At 41.3% G+C, this 26,474-nt stretch carries 29 protein-coding genes; 18 read left to right on the top strand and 11 right to left on the bottom strand.

Annotated elements, in window-relative coordinates:
- Positions 1-36: 36 nt before the first annotated feature.
- A complete protein-coding gene (locus BMX50_RS20665; RefSeq protein ID WP_091213001.1) occupies positions 37-414 on the top strand; it encodes a nuclear transport factor 2 family protein in 378 nt (125 codons plus the stop codon).
- 142 nt (positions 415-556) lie between these two features.
- Here BMX50_RS20665 and BMX50_RS20660 read toward each other — a convergent pair whose 3' ends face one another.
- The 5 genes from BMX50_RS20660 to BMX50_RS20640 all read right to left on the bottom strand — a co-directional run bounded on the left by BMX50_RS20660 (position 557) and on the right by BMX50_RS20640 (position 4,312).
- Positions 557-985 (bottom strand): hypothetical protein, encoded by a 429-nt coding sequence (locus BMX50_RS20660; RefSeq protein WP_091212996.1) that lies wholly within the window; start codon positions 983-985, stop codon positions 557-559.
- 103 nt (positions 986-1,088) lie between these two features.
- Positions 1,089-1,535, bottom strand: coding sequence for an ankyrin repeat domain-containing protein (locus tag BMX50_RS20655; protein ID WP_091212993.1), 447 nt, complete (start codon positions 1,533-1,535; stop codon positions 1,089-1,091).
- Between the two features lie 10 nt (positions 1,536-1,545).
- Positions 1,546-2,460: an alpha/beta hydrolase gene (locus BMX50_RS20650; RefSeq protein WP_091212988.1), complete on the bottom strand. Its 915-nt coding sequence runs from the start codon at positions 2,458-2,460 to the stop codon at positions 1,546-1,548.
- Between the two features lie 221 nt (positions 2,461-2,681).
- Positions 2,682-3,774 (bottom strand): peptide chain release factor 2 gene (gene prfB, locus BMX50_RS20645; RefSeq protein WP_143065235.1). Its coding sequence is split into 2 segments (ribosomal slippage): positions 2,682-3,713 and positions 3,715-3,774, totalling 1,092 coding nucleotides; the frame shifts between segments, so codons are not numbered across the junction.
- A 100-nt stretch (positions 3,775-3,874) separates the two neighbouring features.
- Positions 3,875-4,312 carry a hypothetical protein gene (locus tag BMX50_RS20640; RefSeq protein ID WP_091212976.1) on the bottom strand — a complete coding sequence of 146 codons (438 nt, stop codon included), beginning with the start codon at positions 4,310-4,312 and terminating at the stop codon, positions 3,875-3,877.
- Between the two features lie 253 nt (positions 4,313-4,565).
- On the opposite strand from BMX50_RS20640, the gene pgi reads away from it, so the two are divergent.
- Entirely contained in the window at positions 4,566-6,212 is a 1,647-nt protein-coding gene (gene pgi, locus BMX50_RS20635; RefSeq protein ID WP_091212972.1) for a glucose-6-phosphate isomerase, read from the top strand.
- 198 nt (positions 6,213-6,410) lie between these two features.
- Here the strand turns inward: pgi and BMX50_RS20630 are convergent, their stop codons facing one another.
- On the bottom strand, positions 6,411-6,806 hold the full coding sequence (locus tag BMX50_RS20630; RefSeq protein WP_091212966.1) for a DUF805 domain-containing protein: 396 nt from the start codon (positions 6,804-6,806) through the stop codon (positions 6,411-6,413).
- Positions 6,807-7,284: 478 nt separating this feature from the next.
- On the opposite strand from BMX50_RS20630, the gene tnpA reads away from it, so the two are divergent.
- Positions 7,285-7,719 carry an IS200/IS605 family transposase gene (gene tnpA, locus BMX50_RS20625; protein WP_091212962.1) on the top strand — a complete coding sequence of 145 codons (435 nt, stop codon included), beginning with the start codon at positions 7,285-7,287 and terminating at the stop codon, positions 7,717-7,719.
- A gap of 90 nt (positions 7,720-7,809) precedes the next feature.
- Here the strand turns inward: tnpA and BMX50_RS20620 are convergent, their stop codons facing one another.
- The 5 genes from BMX50_RS20620 to BMX50_RS20600 all read right to left on the bottom strand — a co-directional run bounded on the left by BMX50_RS20620 (position 7,810) and on the right by BMX50_RS20600 (position 12,665).
- A complete protein-coding gene (locus tag BMX50_RS20620; RefSeq protein ID WP_091212955.1) occupies positions 7,810-8,886 on the bottom strand; it encodes a glutaminyl-peptide cyclotransferase in 1,077 nt (358 codons plus the stop codon).
- A 5-nt stretch (positions 8,887-8,891) separates the two neighbouring features.
- Complete coding sequence (locus BMX50_RS20615; protein WP_091212951.1) at positions 8,892-9,260, bottom strand: YraN family protein; 369 nt, start codon at positions 9,258-9,260, stop codon at positions 8,892-8,894.
- A complete protein-coding gene (gene dnaG, locus BMX50_RS20610) occupies positions 9,260-11,203 on the bottom strand; it encodes a DNA primase (RefSeq protein ID WP_091212948.1) in 1,944 nt (647 codons plus the stop codon). The genes BMX50_RS20615 and dnaG overlap by 1 nt, the downstream gene beginning before the upstream one ends.
- A 94-nt stretch (positions 11,204-11,297) precedes the next feature.
- The gene (locus tag BMX50_RS20605) at positions 11,298-11,783 is read right to left on the bottom strand and encodes a hypothetical protein (protein WP_091212944.1); all 486 of its coding nucleotides are present in this window, start codon (positions 11,781-11,783) and stop codon (positions 11,298-11,300) included.
- A gap of 12 nt (positions 11,784-11,795) precedes the next feature.
- Positions 11,796-12,665, bottom strand: coding sequence for a DMT family transporter (locus tag BMX50_RS20600; RefSeq protein ID WP_091212942.1), 870 nt, complete (start codon positions 12,663-12,665; stop codon positions 11,796-11,798).
- Positions 12,666-12,776: 111 nt separating this feature from the next.
- On the opposite strand from BMX50_RS20600, the gene BMX50_RS20595 reads away from it, so the two are divergent.
- The 15 genes from BMX50_RS20595 (at position 12,777) to rpsG (ending at position 26,387) form a co-directional block, all read left to right on the top strand.
- The gene (locus tag BMX50_RS20595) at positions 12,777-13,268 is read left to right on the top strand and encodes a hypothetical protein (protein ID WP_091212940.1); all 492 of its coding nucleotides are present in this window, start codon (positions 12,777-12,779) and stop codon (positions 13,266-13,268) included.
- A gap of 47 nt (positions 13,269-13,315) precedes the next feature.
- A complete protein-coding gene (locus tag BMX50_RS20590; protein ID WP_091212937.1) occupies positions 13,316-13,522 on the top strand; it encodes a hypothetical protein in 207 nt (68 codons plus the stop codon).
- Between the two features lie 209 nt (positions 13,523-13,731).
- A complete protein-coding gene (asnS, locus tag BMX50_RS20585) occupies positions 13,732-15,168 on the top strand; it encodes an asparagine--tRNA ligase (protein ID WP_091212934.1) in 1,437 nt (478 codons plus the stop codon).
- Between the two features lie 74 nt (positions 15,169-15,242).
- Positions 15,243-15,725: an SRPBCC family protein gene (locus tag BMX50_RS20580; RefSeq protein ID WP_244281058.1), complete on the top strand. Its 483-nt coding sequence runs from the start codon at positions 15,243-15,245 to the stop codon at positions 15,723-15,725.
- A 226-nt stretch (positions 15,726-15,951) separates the two neighbouring features.
- Complete coding sequence (locus tag BMX50_RS20570; RefSeq protein WP_091212926.1) at positions 15,952-16,494, top strand: RBBP9/YdeN family alpha/beta hydrolase; 543 nt, start codon at positions 15,952-15,954, stop codon at positions 16,492-16,494.
- 258 nt (positions 16,495-16,752) lie between these two features.
- Complete coding sequence (locus BMX50_RS20565) at positions 16,753-17,124, top strand: methionine-R-sulfoxide reductase (RefSeq protein ID WP_091212922.1); 372 nt, start codon at positions 16,753-16,755, stop codon at positions 17,122-17,124.
- A gap of 559 nt (positions 17,125-17,683) precedes the next feature.
- A complete protein-coding gene (locus tag BMX50_RS20560; protein ID WP_091212919.1) occupies positions 17,684-18,658 on the top strand; it encodes a ribonucleoside-diphosphate reductase small subunit in 975 nt (324 codons plus the stop codon).
- 154 nt (positions 18,659-18,812) lie between these two features.
- Complete coding sequence (locus BMX50_RS20555) at positions 18,813-21,185, top strand: ribonucleoside-diphosphate reductase subunit alpha (RefSeq protein WP_091212916.1); 2,373 nt, start codon at positions 18,813-18,815, stop codon at positions 21,183-21,185.
- A 221-nt stretch (positions 21,186-21,406) separates the two neighbouring features.
- Positions 21,407-21,613: a cysteine-rich CWC family protein gene (locus BMX50_RS20550; RefSeq protein ID WP_091212913.1), complete on the top strand. Its 207-nt coding sequence runs from the start codon at positions 21,407-21,409 to the stop codon at positions 21,611-21,613.
- Positions 21,614-21,758: 145 nt separating this feature from the next.
- On the top strand, positions 21,759-22,712 hold the full coding sequence (locus tag BMX50_RS20545; protein ID WP_167668044.1) for an acyltransferase family protein: 954 nt from the start codon (positions 21,759-21,761) through the stop codon (positions 22,710-22,712).
- A 154-nt stretch (positions 22,713-22,866) separates the two neighbouring features.
- Positions 22,867-23,628 (top strand): hypothetical protein, encoded by a 762-nt coding sequence (locus tag BMX50_RS20540; protein ID WP_091212908.1) that lies wholly within the window; start codon positions 22,867-22,869, stop codon positions 23,626-23,628.
- Between the two features lie 249 nt (positions 23,629-23,877).
- A complete protein-coding gene (locus BMX50_RS20535) occupies positions 23,878-24,060 on the top strand; it encodes a hypothetical protein (RefSeq protein ID WP_091212905.1) in 183 nt (60 codons plus the stop codon).
- Positions 24,061-24,310: 250 nt separating this feature from the next.
- Complete coding sequence (locus tag BMX50_RS20530) at positions 24,311-25,003, top strand: hypothetical protein (protein WP_091212903.1); 693 nt, start codon at positions 24,311-24,313, stop codon at positions 25,001-25,003.
- A gap of 483 nt (positions 25,004-25,486) precedes the next feature.
- A complete protein-coding gene (rpsL, locus tag BMX50_RS20525; protein WP_073405808.1) occupies positions 25,487-25,900 on the top strand; it encodes a 30S ribosomal protein S12 in 414 nt (137 codons plus the stop codon).
- Positions 25,901-25,919: 19 nt separating this feature from the next.
- Positions 25,920-26,387: a 30S ribosomal protein S7 gene (gene rpsG, locus BMX50_RS20520; RefSeq protein WP_022830654.1), complete on the top strand. Its 468-nt coding sequence runs from the start codon at positions 25,920-25,922 to the stop codon at positions 26,385-26,387.
- Positions 26,388-26,474: the final 87 nt, after the last annotated feature.

Genomic DNA, 26,474 nt, shown 5'->3' with positions numbered 1-26,474 from the left:
GTTGCCCGTGTCCTCACGGGCGATTATATTTGTAATATGCAGCAACGCGAACTTATCATCAGCAATTATGTAAAGGCCTATAACAGCTTTGATGTTGAGGGCATGCTTAAAAACCTTGCTCCATCCCTTAAATTTCAGAATATATCCAATGGTGATGTAAATATGGAACTTGATGGTATAGAAGCCTTCAGGAGTCAGGCCGAACAGGCCGTCAAGCTTTTTGATCGCCGCGAGCAAATTATCCGGTCATTTAAGCATACCGGCAACAAAACCGAAATAGCTATTGACTATAACGCCATTTTAGCCGTTGACTTACCAAATGGTTTAAAAAAAGGCGATGAGCTAAACCTGAAAGGGCATTCAATTTTTACTTTTGATGAGGATAAGATTGTTGGGATAATGGATATTAGTTAATTCTCAATTGGAATTAAAGAACCTATACTTTTCACCACGTCATTGCGAGGAACGAAGCAATCCCCAATGAGCAGAGTAGCTAAGCATATTCGCCCTGTAAAGTCGGGGATTGCTTCGTTCCTCGCAATGACGCTTTTTTAATCTACTCCACCACCAGCTTTTTCAACGTAATCCCAACAGTCGCCGTTTTCCTTTTAACTGCCGCCCCATAGCTAAATGCTATTTTATACATCTTTTTTGATTTGATCCAGTTAACAAACTTAGGATCGCAAACCGGGTTCAGTTTATAAACATATTGCTGCGGCTGAGGCTTAACTTCAGATACTGCAATGTAAATTGACCCAGGCGTTTTACAATCTGCCGGGGCATCAGCGTCTCCCTGCTGATCAGATACAAGGTACACCGCAATATTCAGCGTTTTATGATCGGTATATACATAACGCTTTTGCAGGTTATTTAAAACGTAAGTAAGATCCTGGTTAGATACGCTTTTGTATTTGATGGATTGGGCGATAACATTAAAGCAGGCACCGGCAATGAGCAATGCCGCTAACAGTATTCTTTTCAACATAAAATCATCATTAAGGTCGAACTTTGTACTTTCAAAAAAGACTGTTTACCTCAACAATAAAATTTGATTAGTGTTTGATTGATCTGTTAAAAATCGTCAAGCCTTATTTCAGGTTATCTTCAATAAGTTTAATGGCATCCGGATGGTTACCTTCTTTAGCAGCCGATAACACCGTATTTCCTTCTTTGTCTGCAAAATGGACATCAGCACCATTTTTTAGCAGATAGCTGATAATGTTTACATTGCCTTTGTTTGCTGCATACATTAAAGCAGTGCATCCAAACCAGTCTTTCCAGTCAATTTCAACTTTATGATCAACCAAAAGTTTAACCATTTTAAATTGATCTTGCTGAACTGATAGCATCAGCAAACTCATTTCAAAATTCATCACCTTGCGTTTGAAGTTGACATCAGCACCCTTATTGATTAAAGTTTCGGCCAGGGTTGTATCATTTGCATTTACGGCTTTGTACAATTGCTCGTTAATTGCTTGTGCCTTTACACAAAAGCCTGATAAAATGAAGACAAGGAGCAGGATAAGTTGTTTCATTTATGTCTATTTATTTCCCGCTCAAAAATCCGTTCTCCTCCAGCCATGAAGCAGCCCATTCAAACCATTTACCTTTATTTTTAGAGTTGTTCATCCCGAAACCGTGGCCACCTTCCTGGAAAAGGTGCATTTCGGTTTTTACCTTATTCTTTAACAGCGCGTCATAAAACAACAGGCTGTTTTGCACAGGCACTACAGTATCATCTTCGGCATGCACCAAAAATGTTGGCGGGGTGTTGGCAGTAACTTGCTTTTCGTTCGAATACAGCTCTAACTGTTCTGCTGACGGACTCTTACCTATTAGGTTTTCTCTTGAGCCAACGTGGGCATACTCTCCAAAAGAAATTACAGGGTAGATCAACATCATAAAATCAGGGCGTACGCTGATATTTTCTTTATCCTCGATAACCGGTTTATCAAAATGTGTACCTTCGGTTGAAGCCAGGTGACCACCGGCCGAAAAACCGATAATACCTATTTTAGACGGATTGATATTCCACTCAGCAGCATTTTTACGCACGGTATATATGGCCATTTGCGCATCCTGCAGCGGGCCGATAGATTTATCAGCCATGATATCATCGCTTGGCAGGCGGTATTTTAACACAAACGCCGTTACACCAATATTGGCAAACGCTTGCGCAACCGCTTTTCCTTCATGATCCGAAGCCAGTCCGGAATATCCACCACCTGGGCAAACAACAACTGCAGCTCCGTTAGCTTTACCTTTTTCGGGCAGATATGGCGTTAATGTTGGCTCGGTTACCATGGTGATCCAGCTCCTGTTGTCTGTTTTTTCAACATAGGTTGCCGGGGCTTTTTTAGAGTTAGGAACACCTTTGGGATAAAGGGGCATCGGTTTTTCCTGTGCAAAGGAAGCAAATGTTATAGCTGTCAAGACTAAGGCAGATAAAATGGTCTTCATATTTTTAAAAGGCAAATTGGATGTGTCCAAAATACAATTAATATGCTGAAAACAAAAAACGGAGTATCATTTCTGATACTCCGTTCATTAGCCTTTAAAAAACAACGTCATTGCGAGGTACGAAGCAATCCCCTACTTTACAGGGCGGATCTGCAAAATCTCTCTGCTCATCGGGGATTGCTTCGTACCTCGCAATGACGCCTTTTATGTCTTATTCTTTTTTACGTCTTCGGACCACCAAATTCCATCAGGTAAGCTTTCAGGAAATCGTCCAGATCGCCATCAAGCACTGCTGCTGCGTTTGAAGTTTCATGATCGGTACGCAGATCTTTAACCAGTTTATACGGATGTAAAACGTAGTTACGGATCTGTGAGCCCCACTCTATTTTCTTCTTGTTACCTTCAATGGCGTTGGTCAATTCCATACGTTTGCGCATCTCAATTTCATATAATTGCGATTTCAGCAAGCGGATGGCGTTATCCTTATTTTGTAATTGCGAGCGTGATTCCTGGTTTTTGATGATAATGCCCGATGGTTTGTGATATAAGCGTACCGCAGTCTCTACCTTATTCACATTCTGCCCACCGGCACCGCCCGAACGGAATGTTTCAAACTCGATATCAGCAGGGTTTACCTCAATTTCAATGGTATCATCAACCAGCGGATAAACGTACACCGAAGCAAACGAAGTGTGGCGTTTGGCGTTGGCATCAAACGGAGATACACGCACTAAACGATGTACACCATTTTCGCCTTTCAGATAGCCATAAGCAAATTCACCCTCCAATTGCAGGGTAACCGTTTTTACACCGGCTACGTCACCTTCCTGGTAATCCTGTTCGGTTACTTTGTAGCCATTCTTTTCGCCCCACATAATGTACATACGCATGAGCATACCGGCCCAGTCGCAGCTTTCGGTACCACCGGCACCGGCTGTGATCTGCAATACGGCATTGAGCTGATCTTCTTCGGCCGAGAGCATGTTTTTAAATTCAAGCTCTTCAACAGCCTTTAAAGCCGCATTATATTGTTCCTGCATTTCGGTCTCAGTAGCATCGCCACCCTGGTAAAATTCAAAAAGCACACCGGCGTCATCAACAACCGATACCACTTTTTGAAAAGCATCTGTCCATACTTTTTTTACTTTGATGGATGCCAATACCTTTTCGGCCTCTTTGGGATGATCCCAAAAATGCGGGCCAATGGTTATTTCCTGTTCTTCCTGTAATAGTTCCAGCTTCTTATCAATGTCAAAGATGCCTCCTCAGGGAAGTTACTCTATCCCTTAAATCCTGAACTTGTTCTTTAGTCATGCGGCAAATATATGTAATTTGAAAAATTGCCCTAAATAAAAAGGCCTGCAAATTGTTTAACAATCAGCAGGCCCATTCATTAGGCAGATGTAATAGTATGTTAAGCAACCATCAGGTTGTTGACAAGCGGGGCCAGATCGGCACGGTTACCATTCAATTTTGTAAGCATAGTACCCAAAGCAAACTCTTTGGCTTCACCGCTTTTAGTCTCTTTAACCAACTCGTTCATCACGGTTGGAATTAAAGCCTTTGCAGCAGCTAAAGCACTTGCCGGATCGATACTATAAAAAATATTAAGCTTACTGGCAAAACTATTGGTAATGCTTGATACTAATGAATTGTTGTAACTACCCGAAAACTGAAAATACTTTATAAGTTCCTTTACCTTGCCGCTTTCAAGCTGGCCTTTCAATACTTCAATGATAGAACTTGAAGCTTCATTGATCACTGCCTCGTGATATTTAGCAGGGATCACCGGGTTGTTGATAACAGCCGTCCCGGCGTTATCTTTTACAAGCAAAAACAGTTTTTCAAACATAGTAATACGTGCTTTTAAAGTAAATTTACAAATTGATGATAAATACCTCGTTTGATTACCATCGAAACAAATATATCAAATAAAAATTTAAAACTTCAAAATATATTTGTAATTCTTTTGTAATTCTCATAATTTTTAGGTGTAAAGTAAACACTATGCCGCCCGTGTTTAATTAACACTAAGACAGACTATTATTTTATTTAACAATCACCTTTCAATTAACTTTTTACTTTTGTTAAAAAATAAGACAATTATGCTGCCAACTACCGATTTTACAACAACCCAGGCCTACAAATATCTTACAGATCATTACATTGATATTGTATCAAAAAGCCTGAAGGAAATGTTTGACGCTGACGACCAGCGCTTTAATAAATTCTCAATCCAGTTTGAGGATATCCTCCTCGATTATTCGAAGAACCGTATCGATGATGAAACCATCGCTTTATTAATACAGCTGGCCAAAGAGTGTTCACTAAAAGAGGCAATAGATGCCATGTACTCGGGCGAAAAAATCAACGTTACAGAAGGCCGGCCGGTATTGCACATTGCATTACGTAACCGCAGCAACACCCCTATTTATGTTGATGGTAAAGATGTTATGCCCGATGTTAATAAAGTACTTGACCAAATGAAAGCTTTCAGCGAAGCTATTATCTCGGGCGAGTGGAAAGGCTACACCGGCAAAGCTATTACCGATGTAGTTAACATCGGCATTGGCGGATCTGACCTTGGCCCGGTAATGGTAACCGAAGCATTAAAAGCATATAAAAATCATTTGAACCTCCACTTTGTAAGCAACGTGGACGGTACACATATAGTTGAAACCCTGAAAGCGGTTGATCCGGAAACTACCCTGTTCCTGGTGGCTTCAAAAACCTTTACTACCCAGGAAACTATGGGCAATGCCCACAGCGCCCGCGACTGGTTCCTGGCCAGCGGTGCTACCGAGGCTGATGTTGCTAAACACTTCGCTGCCCTTTCAACCAATGCAGCAGCGGTTGAAAAATTCGGTATCGACACTAAAAACATGTTTGAGTTTTGGGATTGGGTAGGTGGCCGTTACTCTTTATGGAGCGCTATCGGTTTATCAATTGCCCTGAGCATAGGCTTTGAAAACTTCGCCGATCTGCTTGCTGGCGCACATGCTACCGACAATCATTTCAAATCTGCCGAGTTTGATCAAAATATTCCGGTTATTATGGGCTTGATCGGCATTTGGTATAACAACTTCTTTGAGGCCGAAACCAATGTGATTTTACCTTATGATCAATACCTGCACCGTTTCTCGGCTTATTTCCAACAGGGAGATATGGAAAGTAACGGTAAACATGTTGACCGCAATGGTAAAGATGTTGACTACTCAACCGGCCCGATCATTTGGGGTGAGCCAGGCACAAACGGTCAGCATGCATTTTACCAATTAATTCACCAGGGTACCAAACTAATCCCTGCCGACTTCATTGCTCCGGCTCAGTCACACAATCCACTTGGCGAGCACCACAACATGCTGCTGTCAAACTTCTTTGCACAAACCGAAGCTTTAATGAACGGTAAAACCGAAGAAGTTGTTATTGAAGAGCTAAAAGCTGCCGGAAAATCAGACGAAGAGATTGTTAAAATTGCTCCGTTCAAAGTGTTTGAAGGTAACCGTCCAACAAACTCATTCCTGATCAAAAAGATCACTCCTTACACTTTGGGCGCACTGATTGCCGCGTATGAACACAAGATCTTTACCCAGGGCATCATCTGGAACATATACAGCTTTGATCAGTGGGGTGTAGAGCTTGGCAAGCAACTTGCCGGCAAAATCCTTCCTGAGTTGAAAGATAACGCTGAGATCAGCAGCCATGATTCATCAACCAATGGTTTGATCAATCAGTATAAAGCGTGGAGGTAGCCTCCCAGCCCCCTGAAGGGGGGTATAGTTTTAAACAACAAACGCCCGGAAAATCCGGGCGTTTGTTGTTTTTATATCTGCCGGGCTTTCAGCCCGGTGTTAGGCATAACTTCAGTTTTCAGCTGATGGATCGTAAGCTGAAAGCTACAGTATAATTCCCACGGGTTACGCTATCGCTAAACCCATGGTAGCCTATCATTATTCTTTTGTCTCCGAATAACTTTCTGTGGACTGACTTTGCGGTGGAGGGAAAGGACTTTGATAATCAGCTGGATCAAATGAGGTCCCTATGCCTTTCGAATTATCGCCATACTGGTTTTCACCGGCTTCACCGTCAAAAAATAGAAGGGCTATAAAATAAAAAGGGATGATCTGAAACCAACCGCTCTTACCCAAATCGTGGCAACGCTTTGCACCTTGCGACCAAAAAAACCAAAGCAGCGGAATGAAACCAAGGAATGCAACCATTGAGACTGCGCTACCACCAGGTATAATGCTAATTATTACTAAATAACAAATGGCATAAATGATAAAGCTGATACCGTATTCCGTTCTACGGATACGGCCTTCAAATGAAAACAAATTCTGAAACATGTTTAAATGATTAGGTTAGGAATAAATTAACTGGTTTAAAGATATTATTTAGATATAAAATCAAAGAATAATTATTTGTTAAGCAACAGCTTCATGACCTTTTCCGTAGTGTAAACCTTCTGATTAAGATTTCGGCTAAAGCCGATTTGCAATCTCCTTTTGTTCCGTTGGTTAAAACCAACGGCAATGAATTTTAATGCTTAATAATCAGCTTCACATTTTGCATAAATCAAAAGCGGGTAAATAGAAGAGGCTTATTTTAAAATTCCCGATCATAGCCGTTGGTTTTAACTGACAGATGAGATCAAACGCAATACTATGACTCCAGTCCCAATACACCATACCTTCCGAACTGAAAAAACTAATTAACTTCCCTCATCATTGCCGTTGGTTTTAACCAACGGACAAGATCAACAGCAATACGATGGCTTTAGCCAAAATAAACCATACCTTTAGGACAAGAACTACTTCCTAAACTATGTCATTTGTAAAAATCTGGATCCATTTAGTATTTTCAACTAAGGATAGGCAGCCCCTACTTACGCAAAGTATAAGATACGAGGTACACAAACACATCATTAAGAACTGCAAAGAGAAAGGAATATTCTTACAGGCCATCAATGGATATACTGACCATATCCATTGCCTTATTTCTTTAGGCAAAGATCAAAGTATCGCTAAAATAAGCCAGCTAATTAAAGGTGAATCATCTCTATGGATAAATAAAACCCAGCTAATAGACCAGCATTTCGGTTGGCAAGACGATTATTTTGCTGTATCGGTAAGTGAATCACAGGTATCAGCAGTTATAAGTTATATCAACAACCAGGAAAATCATCATCAAAAGAAATCATTTAACGACGAAGTTGAAGAGTTTATGAACAGGTACGGCTGGCAGTTGATTAACAATTAAACAGTAATGGCCCGGAAATTCCGGGCCATTACTGTTTATAATATATTCCTTCAAACAATCGTCCCCGTTCAGGGAGTTAGAAGGCAGGGCTTAAGGTACCGGCACAAACTTAACCTGATACAAATGAGGCCACTTTTTGCCGGTAACAAACAGGCGCTGACCTTTGGCATCCCAGGCTATTCCGTTCAATACATTATTATCCCAATCCCTGTCTTTCGGACGGCTGGCTACCGGGTAAATCTCCTTCATATCAATCACCTGCTCAACCGCTCCGGTTTTAGGATTGATCACCAGTATGTTATCAGTTTGATAAACATTGGCGTATATTTTACCATTAATATATTCCAGTTCGTTTATCGAATCTATCTGTTGTTTATCGTCGCATACGTCAACGTGTCCTATCGGGCGGTAGTTGTTCTTATCCAGAAACCAAAGGCGGTTGGTACTGTCATCCATGTACAACTTATTACCGTCATAACACATCCCCCAGCCTTCAGGGCCAACATTGTTGGTGAAGTTGTTAAGTAGCTTCAAGGTATTTTTATCGTAAACAAAACCTACTTTTTCTCTATAAGTAAGTTGTATTACTTTATCGCCAACAACCGAAAGACCTTCGCCAAAGTATTGCGTGTCAAGTTTGGTTTCCTGTAATACCTTACCTGTATTTAAATCAACTTTACGAATGGACGAATGTCCTTTTTCGCCAAGGCTTTCATATAAAACGCCATCGGTATATTGTAAACCTTCGGTATAGGCAGCGGTATCATGCGGAAAAACCTTCTCTACTTTATAAGTATACCTGGCCGGGGCTTTTGCAGCCAGTAAAAGGATGTTTGTTGTTACCTCATTGCTTTTACCGGCTTCGTAAACTTTGGCCGTAATCATCCTGATGCCTAAACCAATAGTATCAGTCTTAATGCTGATGCCGGCAGTATCTTTACTCGAAGCAATTTTTGCAGAATCGAGCAGGTAAACTACCGAATCAACTTTGCTGCCTGCGGGATAACCTACTTTAATATCAATTTTATCGCCGGCTTTGTAGTTGGTCCCGGCATCGGGGGTTATGGTATAGTCTGTAGCTGAGCTATCAGGTTTATGGTTACAGCTGCAGCCGAAAGCCGTTAGGGCAAGGGCTGCAAAGAATAGCTTTAGTTTATTGTTATTCATAAGTGTTATGTGGCCGAAGGCCAAAACGCATCTTCTATATGGTTTAGTATATAATTTCCGCCGCGGTCAAACAAAATGGCGATGATATCAAACCTCACTTCGCCCTGATGGTTCATGAGGTAAATGTATTCATCGGCAGCTTCGGCCAGGAGTTTTTGTTTACGGTTATCAACAAAGTCTTCCGGTTCGCCAAAGCCATTGCCCGTGCGGGTTTTTACTTCGGTAAATATAATAACCTTGTCTTTATAAGCAATAATATCTATTTCGGCTTTTCCGAAAGTCCAGTTTTCATCAAGTATCTCGTAGCCTGCCTTTTCAAGATGGGTTTTAGCTAATGCTTCACCGGTGCGACCAAGTTCAAGGTGTTGGGCCATTATTTTATAATTACGGAACCCAAAAAGTCGGATATGGATTTTTCCACCTTTTTCATGCGCATATATTGGTTAAGCAATATTTCCTGGTCGGCCTCGGTATCAGCTTTTTGAAGCTGGGAGCGCAGGTCTTCCAGCATTTTACCAACCTTATGCTTTTTAAGGTGAAAGATAGCACCGAGGATAGTAGCTTTCATATTTACCTGCTCATCGTTCACCGTGATCTTGTGCATTTCGTACCAGTTTTCGCTGAGCGAATACTTACTGGCCAGCATGTTAATGGTTAAATCAACGATGGATTTATCCTTATGGTGAATAAAATAAGCCTCATCCGGCAGTACACCGTTTTCCACTTCACGGCGGTAAATTTCGGTAATCTGCTTACAAACCGGGTGATCAAAGGTAACATCGCTAAGCTCGGCTATAATGAACGGGCCTATATAGGTATTGGCAATGCCGTCCCAGTCAATCATACGACTTCCGTAATGCAGCAATAAACGCACAATTTCTTTCTCCTGAAAAGCGTCGTCCTTGGCAACCTGAGGTTCCGGTTCTATCGGCTCATCAAAAAAGTGAGGTTCATCGGGCATTTCCGCAAACCTGTTGTTTTGCTGCTGACGCTGTTGCTCCTCTTTTTTGGCTTTAGCCGTGCGCATTTTATTAAGCTCGGATAAAAGGGCGCGCTCATCTATCTGTAATAAACCGCTACACTCTTTTATAAATACCGAAGCTTTAATGCTATCCGGGATCTTGGCGATGCTTTCAACCACTTCGCGGATCACGTCAGCTTTCTTGATAGGATCGTTGCCAACTTCCTTAAGCAGGATCTGGGTTTTATAGAGGATAAAGTCCTTTTTATTTTCCTCGATATGCTTTTTGAAAGCGCTTGATCCTTTTGACTGTACAAACGAATCCGGATCATGTCCATCCGGGAACAGCACTACTTTTACGTTAAGCCCTTCTTCCAGGATCATATCCAAACCACGCAGCGAGGCTTTGATACCGGCGGCGTCGCCATCATATAATATGGTGATGTTTTTGGTAAAACGGGCAATTAGCTTGATCTGCTCGGTAGTAAGCGAGGTGCCTGATGAAGCCACCACATTTTCAACCCCGGCCTGGTGTACCGAAAGTACGTCGGCATAGCCTTCTACCAGGTAGCAGTTATCCTGCTCGCGGATAGCCTTTTTTGCAAAATAAAGCCCGTAAAGTACGTTTGATTTATGGTAAATCTCAGACTCGGGCGAGTTAACGTACTTGGCTACGTTCTTATCTTTCTTTAGCGTACGGCCACCAAAGCCTATTACCCTGCCTGTAAAGCTATGGATCGGGAACATTACCCGGCCGCGGTACCTATCATACAGCGCACCATTATCCCGCTTTACCGACAGGCCGCTTTCAACCAAAAATGGCTCTTTATAACCGTTTCTGATAGCAGCACCGGTAAAAGCTTCCCATTGATCGGGCGAATAGCCTAACTCAAATTTTTTGATGGTTTCGGCAGTAAAACCCCGTTCTTTAAAGTAACTTAAGCCAATACTTTGCCCCTCTTCGGTTTCGAGCATGGTTTCATGGAAAAACTTAGCGGCAAAGGCCGATACGATCATGAGGCTTTCCCGACGAAGCTCCTCCTCACGGTTTTCGGGAGCCTCAACGGTTTCTTCAACCTCGATGCCGTACTTTTTAGCCAACCATTTCAGGGCCTCGGGATAGCTGAACTTTTCCAGTTCCATCAAAAATGTAACCGCCGAACCGCCTTTTCCCGTTGAGAAATCTTTAAAGATACCTTTAGCCGGCGACACCGTGAATGATGGGGTACGCTCATTAGCAAAAGGCGAAAGGCCTACATAGTTGGCCCCTCGTTTTTTTAACTGCACAAATTCCCCTATCACCTCCACAATGTCGGTGGCTTCCATAATACGGTCGATAGTGGATTTTTGGATCATGCGTTAAAAATGCAAATGTAGGCAAAGATCGGTTGCCGCCCTTAATTCAGAAACGTTAAAATACGCTTTTATCTGGTAACGAATAGTTTAAAATTCAATCGTTTTTTGAGGCAAGCTTACCGTTAAGTGTTTTCAGCAATACACGCCTGTAAATACCTGTTTCATATTTTACAAATACCACAAGCAGAAAATATCCAAACAAAGCTATAATTACGGGCACCCAATAAGGAACGCTATGATCACCTCCACTAAATGCTATATAAAGAAGTAAAAACTCCAAACCAAAGAAAATCAAAGCAGGAATTATGTTATAAGTTGGCGGATAAATTTTCACCACCACCTTACTTCCACTTTCGATTGATAGTATATAACCCTTCAAAGCTGATGCATAGATTTCCCTGCCTCTAATTCGTGTTGCCAGCTCAAATCGTCCGTTTATTACGGCCCCCTCAAAATCAGATTGTTTTACCGTTTTTGGAGGGATATATTTAGATGTAATAAGGCCAAGTAGTCGCGCTTCGGTTACCTCCGGCGGGAGTGGACTGATAATGCTAAAATTGTGATAAGGGTAAAAGTTCATTTAGGTATAAGGTTAAACCACAACTTCTGCCTTTCGACTCCGTGGCTTTAAAAATGTTACCGCTATGCCGCCCAAAACAATGGCGCTGCCCACTATCTCATTAAAACCCAAACGCTCATGGAGTAAAAATGCAGCAAGCAGCCCGGCAAAAACTGTTTGGCTCAATAAAGCGATAGATACTTTGGTTGATTCGAGATAGCGCAACGAATAGTTAATAGTAAGCCAGCCTGCTAACTGACAAATAAGCCCCATACCAATAAAACAAAGCCATACTTTTAATGACAAATGAATAATATCATTATGCATGCATCCATTTATCACCAGCAAAAAAATACTGGCACTTAGCATACTGTAAAACATAAAACTAAACACATCAATCCCGGCCATAATATTTTTAGTGATCATGATGTAGGTGGCATAAAAAAAGCTGGCCAGCATGGCCAATAATATACCCGTATTAAGTTCCATATGTAATATATGCTCATAACCTACCAATATCACCATACCGGCGATGGCTATGAACGTGCCTATCCAGAATAACAGGCCCGACCGTTTTCTTAAAAACAGGAAACTCATTAAGCCCACCCAAACCGGTGCCAAATTGGCTATCAGCGTTGAAACAGTGGCACTGATTTTTAACAATGAAATATTCCAAACAGCAATATCCATGGCGAAAACCATACCTGCAGCTATTGATACCAATAGTTGTTTTTGATCTACCTTAAGTTTCTTTTTAATTATACAAAATGGCGCAAGGCAAACCCAGGCTACAAACACCCTGTAAAATGCCGAACCAATAGGCGATACCCCGGCGAGCTTTACAAATATCGGCGAAAAGGAAATGCATAAGATGCCAATAACAAGGCTCAATTTGGGGTTCATAGGCAAAAAATCAAATGAGCGGCAAACTTACTGAAAGCCTGCATAATATGCCTTACTTTTAAATACCTTTACATTACCTGTACAATTTTTTAACCTGTAATCACTGAAGCAATGAAATATCCCGGATTTATGTTAGCCATTGCCGTGACCTTGCTTTTTTCGGCCTGCAAAAAGAAGGAGTGCTGCAATATCCAGGTTGCTCCTGATTTTATAATCGCGCAAAAAAACAATATCAAATGGGAGGCCGATCCCTCGGGGTCAAATATATTGGGCGATACTATTACCGTATCGGCCAAAAGTAACATCGCGGGCGAAGAAGAGCAGGTTGGTTTTAAAATTGTGTTTGATGGCGTTGGATATTACACCCTCAAAGCAAACGAAAACTATTACCGTATAACAAAAAACAATATCCTAACCGGTAAATACGCTCCTGATCCAACCCACCTTAGTTCGGCAACTATTATTTCATACAACCAGACCGATAAAATACTACAGGGCTTTTTTGAGCTCAGATTTCTGAAAGCGAGCGATAGCCCTGTCGGGAGCCACCCGGATAAGGTTTCTTTCAGCGAGGGCAAGTTTAAAGTCAAGCTAAAATATTAATTGTAACAAGTTTATATATTATTCGTATTAGTTGTAAATTTAGCATTATGAAAAAAGTTTTATTTACCGCTGCCGCATTATCATTATTGTTATTTGCAGGTTGTCAGAAAAATGGCGTAGCACCTAAACAGGATAGCGTCACTAAAAAAAGCATCCTTAACCAATCGGTTAACAAAGGTAAAGACACAATTATGGTTGGCGGCGCAACGACGAACAGAGTTATCCGTGACACCATCATGGTTACAAACAAGTAAGCGTCAAAAAGCTATAGCCGGGAACACCGCATGTTCCCGGCTATGTTTTTATACAGATTTTCACTTTTCTCACTCCCCCCTCCTTCCGATATTTCCCGTCCATACTAACCGGTTGATGTTTTTTAGCTGATGTTTCAAAGTGTGCTTTGATAATTAATTGTATTTTTGCGACTCTAAAAATTATACAGTTTTATACAGAATTACAATTTATGAGTCAGCGAACTAAGATCAAAGCATTGCTGCAAAGCCAGCAAACCGAAATTGATGTAACAGTTAAAGGATGGGTGCGTGCATTCCGTTCAAATCGTTTTATTGCTTTGAATGATGGCTCAACTAATAATAATATCCAAATCGTTGTCGATTTTGAAAATACCGATCCTGCTTTACTTAAACGCATCACCGTTGGTGCAGCATTAAGCGTTGAAGGTAAGCTCATCGCATCTTTAGGTAAAGGCCAAACTGTTGAGGTTGTTGCTACTGAAATTGAGATTTTAGGCGATAGTGATCCTGAAAAATATCCTATCCAGCCTAAAAAACATAGCCTTGAGTTTTTGAGGGAGAACGCTCACCTGCGTTTCCGCACCAGCACTTTCGGCGCTATTTTCAGGGTACGTAACAGCCTGGCATTTGCGGTACACCAGTTTTTCCAGGAGCGCGGTTTTGTTTACCTGCATACACCTGTAATTACCGCTTCAGATGCGGAAGGTGCGGGCGAAACGTTTCACGTTACCAACTTCGATTTGGATAACATCCCGAAAACTGAAACCGGCGAGATCGATTTCAAACAAGACTTTTTTGGCCGTGCTACCAACTTAACCGTATCCGGCCAGCTGGAAGGCGAACTTGGCGCTATGGCCCTGAGCGATATTTATACCTTCGGCCCAACGTTCCGTGCCGAAAATTCAAACACTACCCGCCACCTGGCCGAGTTTTGGATGATCGAGCCCGAAGTAGCGTTTAACGATCTGGTTGACAACATGGACCTTGCCGAGGACATGCTGAAATACGTGATCAAATACGCATTGGATAAAAACGCCGACGATATTGAGTTTTTAACCCAGCGCTTAACCGAGGAAGAAAAAACCAAACCGCAAAACGAGCGTTCGGAAATGACACTGCTCGAAAAACTGCAGTTTTGCTTAAATAATGATTTCGAGCGCCTTACTTATACCGAGGCTATCGACATTCTGAAAGAATCGACCCCAAACAAAAAGAAAAAATTTGCTTATCCTGTTGAAGGCTGGGGTACCGATTTACAAAGCGAGCATGAGCGTTATCTGGTTGAGAAACACTTCAAAAAACCGGTGATCCTGACAGATTACCCTAAAGAGATCAAAGCATTTTACATGCGCCAAAATGACGACGGTAAAACCGTACGCGCCATGGACATCCTGTTCCCTGGTATCGGTGAAATTGTGGGTGGATCTCAACGTGAAGAGCGTTTAGACAAGCTTGAACAACGCATGAACGAAATGGGCATCCCAACCGAAGAACTTTGGTGGTACCTGGATACCCGCCGCTTCGGCTCTTGTCCGCATGCCGGCTTTGGTTTAGGATTTGAGCGTTTGGTACTGTTTGTTACGGGTATGGGCAACATCCGCGATGTGATCCCTTTCCCAAGGTTCCCTAAGAACGCAGAATTTTAACCGTTGATTGTTTTTTGATTTTGATGATTACGCTGATTATTTGAAAAGCGTAATACTATATTTAGGCTGTTGTTATGCAACAGCCTATTTTTTTATACAGTATGCCGTCACAAATCCTGCTTGCCACCCATATTAAAGCCCCGGTTGAAAAAGTTTTTGATATTGCACGTAATATCGATGTGCATGTAGAATCAACCAAACATACCGGTGAGCAGGCTATAGCCGGGCGGACAAGCGGCCTGATTGAACTTGGCGAAACTGTCACCTGGAGGGCAAAACATTTTGGCGTATGGCAAAATCTTACCTCAAAGATCACCGAAATGGAATATCCTAATTACTTTACCGATATCCAGGTTGAAGGCGCTTTCAAAAGCTTTACCCATGAGCATTATTTTTACCCCATCCTTAACCAAACCATGATGCGTGATATTTTCACGTTTGAATCGCCGGGTGGGATATTGGGAGAAGCGGTGAACTACCTGTTTTTATCAAAATATATGACGAGGCTGTTATTAAAGCGGAATGAGGTAATCAAGCAAATAGCCGAAGGCCAATAAATACTACTGCGGGTTTCCAGCCCGTGGGAACACCAATGTAAGCTTCCAGCTTACATTGGTTCAGCTGAAAGCTAAAACCATGCTTACCCACGGGCTGAAAGCCCGCGGCAGTTAATAAGTAAAATAATAGCCTACTAAACGAAACCGCAAAATACATTGAATAGCTCTTCCGGAATCTATATATTGAGCCTTCAATTATTAATGTATTTAGCTTCCTATTGAAACCATGACTTTTAATTCCGACATTCTTATACATCCCGGGCTGGGCAATTCAGGTGAGCAGCACTGGCAAAGCATTTGGGAAAAGCGCTTTAACTTCATCCGTGTTGAACAGCAGGACTGGGAAACACCTGTTTGCGCAGATTGGGTAAAAACTTTAAATGAATATGTAAACAGGCATGATCCGGCAAATGTGATATTAGTTTGCCATAGCCTTGCCTGCGCCACCATAGCCTATTGGGCAGCTGAGCATAACATTAGCATCAAAGGAGCATTGTTAGTTGCCCCCAGCGATACCGAGGCAGATAGTTACCCATCAGGCACGAGCGGTTTTGCGCCTGTACCTTTAACCAAACTGCCGTTCAGGTCAATAACTGTAATTAGTGACAATGATTTCTATGTAAGCCCGGAACGTGCCCGGTTATTTGCAACCAGCTGGGGAAGTGAAATAGTGAATATCGGCGATGCCGGTCATATCAATGTATCAGCAGGCTATGGCGAATGGGATGCGGGCCTTGAGCTATTGAAAAAGCTGGACGCGGGGTATTAAACCTCGTCTCTCCTCTACCGCGGGCTTCCAGCCCGTGGGTATTACAGGGTAAGCTTTCAGCTTACATCACATCAGCTGAAAGCTGAAACTATGTTTAACCACGAGCTGAAAGCCCGCGGCAGTTAACTTGTTTTCCCCGTCAAACCAGTGTAAACATCAATCGGTAAAACATTAATTCGGCCCGGTTTGTCGTATCTTTATATAAGTGAAACGAGGCAAATTCACTAAATCATTAATTCTATAAATCAATAATTATAAATGGAATACAATCAATTAACGCCTGAAGAAGAAAGGGTAATATTATACAAAGGTACCGAAAGACCGTTTACCGGCTCGTTACTAAACAACAAGGCTCAGGGGCTATATGTTTGCAAACGCTGCGATGCGCCGCTGTACCGGTCGGAAGATAAGTTTGAATCATTTTGCGGCTGGCCAAGTTTCGATGACGAAATTGAAGGAGCCGTACGCCGTGAGGTTGATGCCGACGGCCGCAGGGTGGAGATTCTTTGTGCAAATTGCGGCGCCCACCTGGGCCACGTATTTGAAGGCGAGTATATGACCGCCAAAAACACCCGTCATTGTGTCAATTCGGTATCAATGAAATTTGTTCCGTTAGAGGAAGCAAAATAATTCGTAAAACTTTGAGGAATACGCCGATAAGCCATGACTTACCGGCGTATTTTGTTTTCCACATTTTTACAGGTTGTGCAATTAGTTTCACAATTTAGATTTTGATACTTTCACAAAGCAAAAGCATTTCATAATTGGCAATAATTGTCGGTAAAACGTCAAGTAATTTACAATGTTAAATTATCGTGATCTGCAAGTTTCCGGGGCATTAATTTACAGCTGTGATTTTAACGCCCTCTATTCAAGTTCATTAATTTTTAGTGTTAATAACTCCCATAAGCATAAGTGTTGATAACTCGGGTATTTGTGAAAAACTATCGTTTACAAGTACACACATCAAACATTAACTTTGCTCAACAAGTAATAAAAATGGCATTCAGCCGGCAGCCCGACGCACTCGTCAAATCCTAATTAAAACACTGGCTGTCAGAAAGTTACACAATACAGTTGCTAAGGAGCGATCCGAAGGCATCAAAATTTAAAGCTTTATTGAAAAGTAAGGCTTGCTTTCGTGTCTGAATACCTCGTTGAATGAAAAAATAAAAAAAGGTAAACGTCTATGAGTTTGGAAAACGAATTATTGCTACGGGAAAACAAGGACCGGTTTGTTATCCTTCCCATCAAGTATCCCAAAATATGGGAGATGTACAAAAAAGCGGAAGCCAGCTTTTGGACTGCCGAAGAGATCGACCTGTCGGACGATTTGAAACATTGGGAAAATCTTAATTCGGGCGAAAAACATTTCATATCACATATCCTTGCTTTTTTTGCTGCAAGTGATGGCATCGTGAACGAAAACCTTGCAGTAAACTTCATGAGTGAAGTTCAATTGCCCGAAGCTCGTTGCTTTTATGGTTTCCAGATTATGATGGAGAACATCCATTCTGAAACCTATGCCTTGCTGATAGACACCTATGTAAAAGATCCGGCCGAAAAAGATCGTCTTTTCCATGCCATTGAAACTGTACCATGTGTAGGCAAAAAAGCCGAGTGGGCATTGAAATGGATCAACAACGGCAACTTTGCCGAGCGTTTGGTTGCATTTGCAGCAGTAGAAGGGATTTTCTTTTCAGGTAGTTTCTGTTCTATATTCTGGCTTAAAAAACGTGGCTTAATGCCGGGTCTGACTTTCAGCAATGAGCTGATCTCACGCGATGAAGGTTCGCATTGCGAGTTTGCCTGCTTATTATACAGCATGCTTGAAAACAAATTGCCACAGGAGCAGGTTACAAAAATCATTACCGACGCGGTTGAGATAGAAAAAGAATTTGTAACCGACGCGCTGCCGGTTAACCTGATAGGCATGAACGCCAAACTAATGAGCCAGTACATTGAGTTTGTGGCCGACAGGTGGCTGAGCGAATTGGGTTATGACAAATATTATAACGCAACCAATCCGTTCGATTTCATGGAAATGATATCGTTACAGGGCAAAACCAACTTTTTTGAAAAACGCGTAGGCGACTATCAAAAAAGTGGTGTATTGAATGCATCTGCCGAAAGCAAGAGCTTTTCGCTTGATGATGATTTTTAGAGTTAGAGATCAGAGGTTGGAGATTAGAGGTTAGATTTTCTCCGACATCAAGAAATCCCAAAATCAGGAAAATCAAGGTTCAAAGAAAATAATCAAATCACAATAATATTAACTAAAAAAGCTTCGCTTTTAACGGGGCAAAAGGAGGGGGAAAATGTTCGTAATAAAAAGAGACGGTAGAAGAGAGTCCGTAAAATTTGACAAGATCACCGCACGTATTGAAAAACTGTGCTACGGGTTTCAATTAGTTGACCCTATTGATGTGGCTAAAAAGGTAATTGAAGGTTTATTTGATGGCGTTACCACCTCCGAGCTGGATAACCTGGCTGCCGAAACCGCCGCTTCATTAACCACCAAGCACCCTGACTACGCTTTGCTGGCGTCACGTATTGCAGTATCAAATTTGCACAAAAACACCATCAAATCGTTTTCTGAAACCATGCGCCTCCTGCATGAATATGTTGACAAGAAAACAGGTAAAGATGCATCGCTTATTGCTGATGATGTGTGGGAAGTGATCCAGGAAAATGCAGAGTTGCTTGACAGCACCATCATTTATGACCGCGATTTTGGTTTTGATTACTTCGGTTTTAAAACCCTTGAAAAATCATACCTGTTAAAGATCGACGGTAAAATTGCCGAGCGCCCTCAGCACTTATTCATGCGTGTATCGGTAGGTATCCACAAGCATGATATCGAAAGCGCTATTAAAACCTATCATTTAATGAGCGAGCGTTGGTTTACACATGCTACGCCAACCCTGTTCAATGCTGGTACGCCGAAACCACAAATGTCGTCATGTTTCCTGTTAACCATGAAAGATGACAGCATTGAAGGCATCTATGATACATTGAAACAAACTGCCAAAATTTCGCAAAGTGCAGGCGGTATTGGTTTAAGTATCCACAATGTAAGGGCTACAGGTTCATACATCAGCGGCACCAATGGTACCAGCAATGGTATTATCCCAATGCTGCGCGTATTTAATGATACCGCGCGTTATGTAGATCAGGGCGGTGGTAAACGTAAAGGCGCTTTCGCTGTTTACTTAGAACCATGGCATGCCGATATCTTTGAATTTTTGGACCTGCGTAAAAACCACGGTAAAGAAGAAATGCGTGCCCGCGACTTGTTCTATGCCCTTTGGGTATCTGACCTGTTTATGCAGCGTGTTGAAGCCAATGAAGATTGGAGCTTATTCTGCCCGCACGAAGCACCAGGCTTAGCCGATTGCTGGGGTAAAGAATTTGAAGAACTTTACGTTAAATACGAAAAAGAAGGCCGTCAGCGCCGTACTGTAAAAGCACAGGAACTTTGGTTTGCTGTACTTGATGCACAGGTTGAAACCGGTACGCCGTATTTATTATATAAAGATGCTGCCAACGGTAAATCAAACCAGCAAAATCTGGGTACCATTAAAAGTTCAAACCTTTGTACCGAGATCATTGAGTATACCGATGCAAACGAGGTAGCTGTTTGTAACCTGGCTTCATTAGCATTGCCACGCTACATCAGCAACGGCACTTTTGATCATGAAAAACTGTACGAAGTAACTTACCAGGCTACCGTGAACCTTAACAGGATCATTGACGGTAACTACTACCCAGTAAAAGAAGCCGAGTACTCAAACTTACGTCACCGCCCTATAGGTTTAGGTGTACAAGGTTTGGCCGATACTTTCATCCAGCTGCGTATGCCGTTTGAAAGCGACGAAGCTAAAAAACTGAACATCGAGATCTTCGAAACCATCTACTTTGCAGCTATGACAGCTTCAAAAGATATGGCTATAAAAGATGGTGCTTATGAAACTTTCAAAGGCTCACCATTGTCACAAGGTAAATTCCAGTTTGATCTGTGGGGTGTAAAACCAGAAAGCGGCAGGTGGGATTGGGAAAACCTTCGTTTAGATGTTATGAACCATGGCGTACGTAACTCACTGTTAGTTGCACCAATGCCAACCGCTTCAACATCACAGATCTTAGGTAACAACGAATGCTTTGAGCCATATACTTCAAACATTTACACCCGTCGTGTATTAAGCGGTGAGTTCATTGTAGTGAACAAATACCTGCTGCGCGATTTAGTAAACCTTGGTTTGTGGAGCACCAGCATGAAAGATAAGATCATCAGTGCAAACGGTTCAATCCAGGAAATCCCTGAGATTCCTGCTGATATCAAAGCATTGTACAAAACTGTTTGGGAGATCAAGATGCGCAGCATCATTGATATGGCTGCCGACAGGGGTGCGTACATTTGCCAATCACAATCACTTAACCTGTTCATCAACTCGCCAAATGCGTCTAAGTTAACTTCAATGCATTTCTATGCTTGGAAAAAAGGCTTAAAAACCGGTATGTACTACCTGCGTACACAGGCAGCTTCGCAAGCGGTTAAATTTACGGTTGAAAACCAGGGCGGCAAAAACATGGATCCGGTTATCCCGGCCGTTGTTGATGCTGTTGCCGACGAAATTCCTGCAGGCCCAACCTGCTCAATGGAAGAAGGCTGCGTTACTTGCTCTGCGTAATACTTATTAATCCGGAAGTCGGAAAGTCCGTAAGATAATTTTTTAAGCCCATGAACTTCGGTTTATGGGCTTTTTATTTTTAGCTCATAGATAATGGTTCATGGATCATAGTTATTAGGTAGCCTCATTTATGACACTGACATTTTATAATTACCGGTACCATTCTCTATTTTTGCTATAACCATGATCTATGAACCATAGACCATGAACCCAAACAAGAAATGCACAAACACGAAATTATCCGTTGCGAACGTTGCGAAACACCTTTTGAATGTAAAGCCAATTCATTCACCAAGTGTCAGTGCAGCACCGTGCAGCTTACTATTAATGAGGTACAATATGTAAGCGAGCTGTATGACGGGTGTTTGTGTGCTAACTGTTTACTCATTATTCAGCAGGAATACAGGGAAAGTATGGGATTGGTTTGATAAGCTGGTAAAGCTATTCATCAGATAGAATACCAATTTCTATCCTTTTATTCCATGTCCAAAATTAAATCGCATTTATCATTCTGTTTTTTTATATAATTCAATATCCTTCCTGATTAAACAAATATTTATCAGATATTCGAGGGTGTTTAGACAACAAACTAAGATAGAGAGTATTGTATTATTAAGGGGATTGGCGGCATTAGGCGTATGCGCCACCCATTATTATATAATAAATGGAGATAAGTTTAGCCCTTTGATCAAGCAACTATTTATGAGCGGCCAACTGGGTGTCTCGATATTTTTTGTTATATCTGGGTTTGTGCTTCCCTATTCAATAAGCAAGATCAATTACACCATCGCCGGATTTCCAAATTTCATGCTAAAAAGGCTTCTCCGGATCGAGCCTCCCTATTGGGCAACTATCGCCCTGCTTTTTATAGTAGGCATTGTGCCCTGGCAAAGCTTTGATATCAGGCAATTGGCAGTAAATATATTTCATATCGCACCACTGTTTAAAAATTACAACTGGTATTCACCTATCTTTTGGACATTATCCATTGAGTTTCAATACTACATTTTGCTGGGGTTGTTCTTTTCGCCACTCATGCGGTGCAAACCTGCAGTATCTATATTAATAATCTGCGGCATAAGTGTAATATCTGTACTTGCTAAGCTAAATATCCGCGATCTTGTGTTTACCCATTGGTATGATTTTGCTGCGGGCTACATAGCGTTTATGTGCATGACCAATAAAATCAGAACGCAAACCGCAATAATATATCTTGCAGCTTTTTGCGCCATTGTAGTATGGGGAGTTTCCATCATAACCGGTACATTGCCTTTTATTACCGTAGTGATCATTCTTTTTTTTAACAAAAAGCCATACAAGCCATTCCTGTTTTTGGGCAATGTCTCCTATTCGTTATACCTCACCCATACTGTAGTCATATTTTTCTTTCTGAAATTTGCAAAAGCTTATCTATCCAACCAGGTAGTTCTTTTCACCCTGGCCATATTATTTTGTGTATGTTTTGCCGCTTTATTTTACACCATAATTGAGAAGCCTGTTCTCAGGCGTTCAAAAAAATTGCAGTAAGTAACCCTGCCCAACCCTTTCTACTTCCATCAGTACATACATTATGCGTAAAAGTATAAGGACTTGCTCAATTTAATATATTCCTCACCCACCAATTTACGTATTGATTTACAGATGATTTAGTTAAATTAGCGGTGCAATTTCTATTAAAGAAATGAAAATCCTAAAAAGTCCCCTGGCATTATTGTGCTTAGTTTTGTTGATTATAACCGCCTGCCAAAAAAACGGCATTCCCAATGCACCTGCCGGGCAAATTGCCATCAGTAAATTAAAGGTAAAGATCGACGAGCCCGACTCGATGCTGCTGGTAGGTGCCGATACCACCAAGGCAGTCACCTGGACTATCAGCCCTGCAGGTTCTGATGAAATGCAAACCCATACCATTGGCGCTGTTATTAAATTTAGTAAAGCCGGAAATTATACGATTAAGGCAAGCAACGGCGATGAAACATCCAACACGCTTACCGTAACGGTAATAGATTCGGTTTATGCGCCGGTTTACAATACAGATTTCTCTGCCGGCGAGCAAATAAGTATGACGCCGCGAATCATTAAAAGCACAAAATCCGATTCAAGTTATATCGGCTTTACAGCCACAACCAAAAACAGCTACTGCACCAACTCGCACCTGGAGTTTGGTGTTTGGTTCGGTTCTAATCCTCAAACTTATTTTATCCAGTTTAATGGCATATTTTTTATAACACCCGGATGCGGAGCAGGCAGTCAGCCTGTTACAGGCACTGCTGATTTTAGTTCCTATTTAACACCTTTAACCCCGGGCATTTATCCGCTTAATATTTTATTTCATGATATAGGCTATAACGGCACAGTAGAAGTAACCCCAACCCAGGTTATTTTTCATTGGGACAATGCATCATCGGGCATCATTATTTCGCCAACTACCTTAACGAGGTAAAAAACACGTTATTTAGATTTTATTTGGGTAGAGACACATTACATGCGTCACCCATAGCACAAGTCCCTTTCTGACTATTAACTCCAGGAATTTGCATACGGAAGACGTATGTGATGCGTCTCTACATTTTAAACCCATTAAACTTAAACAGCTTCTTAGATAAACTAACAGCTGATTAATCCTTTTCCATTTTCATTAGTCATATATATGTACATCTTCAATAAAGATGATGATTAAAGATTTTACACCATGAAAAGGAAATTTGTTGCTTTGGCACTATTAATATCAGCAGTGGTATCAGTAACCTCAGGTTGCGTGGTACGTGAAGATTATGGTCACCATCACAGGTACCGTAACGGATATAACAACGGATACAATAATGGTTATAATAATGGTGAAGACCATGGCCATTATCACGACCGCGGTTATTAAGATTGTTAATTTAAGTTTTCCATAAGTAGTTTAGTGAGTGATGAAAGAGAGTGCCGGTTTTTACCGGTGCTCTTTTATATGTGCAGACTACAATAAACGCCGAATTTTATTGCGTATTTTATTGCTATTTGTCAAAAAATCAAAATTAAAAATCTATAAAATAAATTATTGCAAAATTTAATTCTGTAAAATTTGATTTTTAAAAATATTTTTTTCTAAATTTGGTCCATACATTATAAACCTATCAAAAATGACCAGCATTAAATCTACCATGAGCTACATGTGCAAGCGTGCATTTATAGCTGCATTAACTTTATCACTTATAGTAAGCGCTGTTACAACCATAGCAAAAACTCCCAAACATCATATAACTATTATCACAGATACACAGCTCAAAGCTTTTGAAGGCATTTACCAATTAAAGGAAAATGAGTTCAGGGTTTATAAATTAGTTGCAGATGGCGATAAATTGGTTGCTCAACAACTTGGAGGAGATCAAAAATTAGTTTTAACCCGCAAATCGGATCTTGAATTTGAACTTATGGACGACGATGGAGATGAAAAAATCCCCGTTGTTTTTTCAAAGAATGAAGCAGGAGAGATCAGCCAAATTTCTTTGGGTGGCCGGCAAACCTTTATTAAAATAAAAAGCTATACTCCTCCAAAAGAGGTACAGCTAAAGCCCGAACAGATAAAAGTTTTGGCAGGCAAATATCAGTCGGATGAACGGACTGATCTTTTTATCACAATCACTGCAATACCTGATGGTTTAACGCTTAAGCAATCATGGGATGGCAAGGAGATCAATTTTAAGCCCCTATCAGATGTGCTATTTTTAAATCAAGCTTTTGGCTTTCCTTTAAAATTCACTAAAGATGCGAGCGGCAACCCCGTCAAAGTATTGGCTTTTAACCGCGATACCTGGAATAAAGTAAAAGAATAAGCTCCCCGATTAAATCAATATATAAAATATTATGGGCCGGCCCGCTGTCACCTAAACCTGGTTACATCGGTAACCGGCCCTTTTTTATTATACCTGTAGGCATAATATTAATTGAAACGAATTTCGCAATAGGGATGGAAGTGGATACCGGCCAATGAGCGTAAGGCCTGCAGGCGTATGAACGTACAGCCCAGGCCGAAGGCATTGCCCGGTTTAGTGATTGGAGGTTAGTTTGCTTTTGTCTGAACTCGAATTAAATGAATTATTAGAATTTATTGAATCTGTTTTTCCTTCTGCTAATTCTTTAATTCCAGAAATTCGAGTTCAGACAATTTACCACCCGAAAACAAAATTTTAATCCTCACACCCTCAACTTCTTCCCCTCAAAAAAACTTTCACACAACTACTTGAAAATCAAAAATAATGTTCGTACTTTTGCAGTCCCGAAATGCGGGATAAAATAATTAGACAAAAAAGCAAGAAATGCCTACTATTCAGCAATTAGTTAGAAAAGGTAGAGTAGCTCTGGTTGACAAGAGTAAGTCACCAGCGTTGGACAGCTGTCCACAGCGAAGAGGCGTATGCACACGCGTGTATACCACTACCCCTAAAAAACCAAACTCAGCAATGCGTAAAGTTGCCCGTGTGCGCTTAACCAACGGTAAAGAAGTAAACGCTTACATCCCAGGTGAAGGTCACAACTTACAGGAGCACTCTATCGTTTTGATCCGCGGTGGTCGTGTTAAAGACTTACCAGGTGTACGTTACCACATCATCCGTGGTGCACTGGATACATCAGGTGTAGCTGGCCGTAACCAACGTCGTTCAAAATATGGTACCAAACGTCCTAAACCAGGTCAGGTAGCAGCAGCGCCAACAAAAGGTAAAAAGAAATAATTAAGGAGGATAGAAAGCAATGAGAAAGTCAAAACCAAAAAAGAGAATTATCCTTCCTGATCCAAAGTTCAATGATACTTTGGTAACAAGGTTTGTAAACAACATGATGTATGATGGTAAAAAATCAACCGCATACTCTATTTTTTACAACGCTGTTGAAATTGTTGAGAAAAAAACAAGCGAAAACGGCTTAGAAACCTGGAAAAAAGCTTTAAACAATGTAATGCCTGCTGTTGAAGTAAAAAGCCGCCGTGTAGGTGGTGCTAACTTCCAGGTACCTACAGAGGTTCGTCCGGAGCGTAAAATAGCTTTAGGTATGAAATGGTTGATCAGCTATGCACGTCGTCGTGGTGAAAAAACCATGATGGAGAAATTAGCCGGCGAGATCATATCAGCAGCTAAAGGCGAAGGTGCCGCTGTTAAGAAGAAAGAAGATACGCACAAAATGGCTGAGGCTAACAAAGCGTTCTCACACTTCAGGTTCTAAAAGATTTAGATTACACCGATTTAATAATAAGATTACACCGATTATTTACGTTTACACTTTTTAATCGGTGTAATTATTAAAGGGTCA

The sequence above is a fragment of the Mucilaginibacter gossypiicola genome, assembly GCF_900110105.1.
GTDB classification, from domain to species: domain Bacteria; phylum Bacteroidota; class Bacteroidia; order Sphingobacteriales; family Sphingobacteriaceae; genus Mucilaginibacter; species Mucilaginibacter gossypiicola.
Note: the sequence above shows the minus strand (reverse complement) of the source record. Positions and strands in the feature narration are given on the sequence as shown.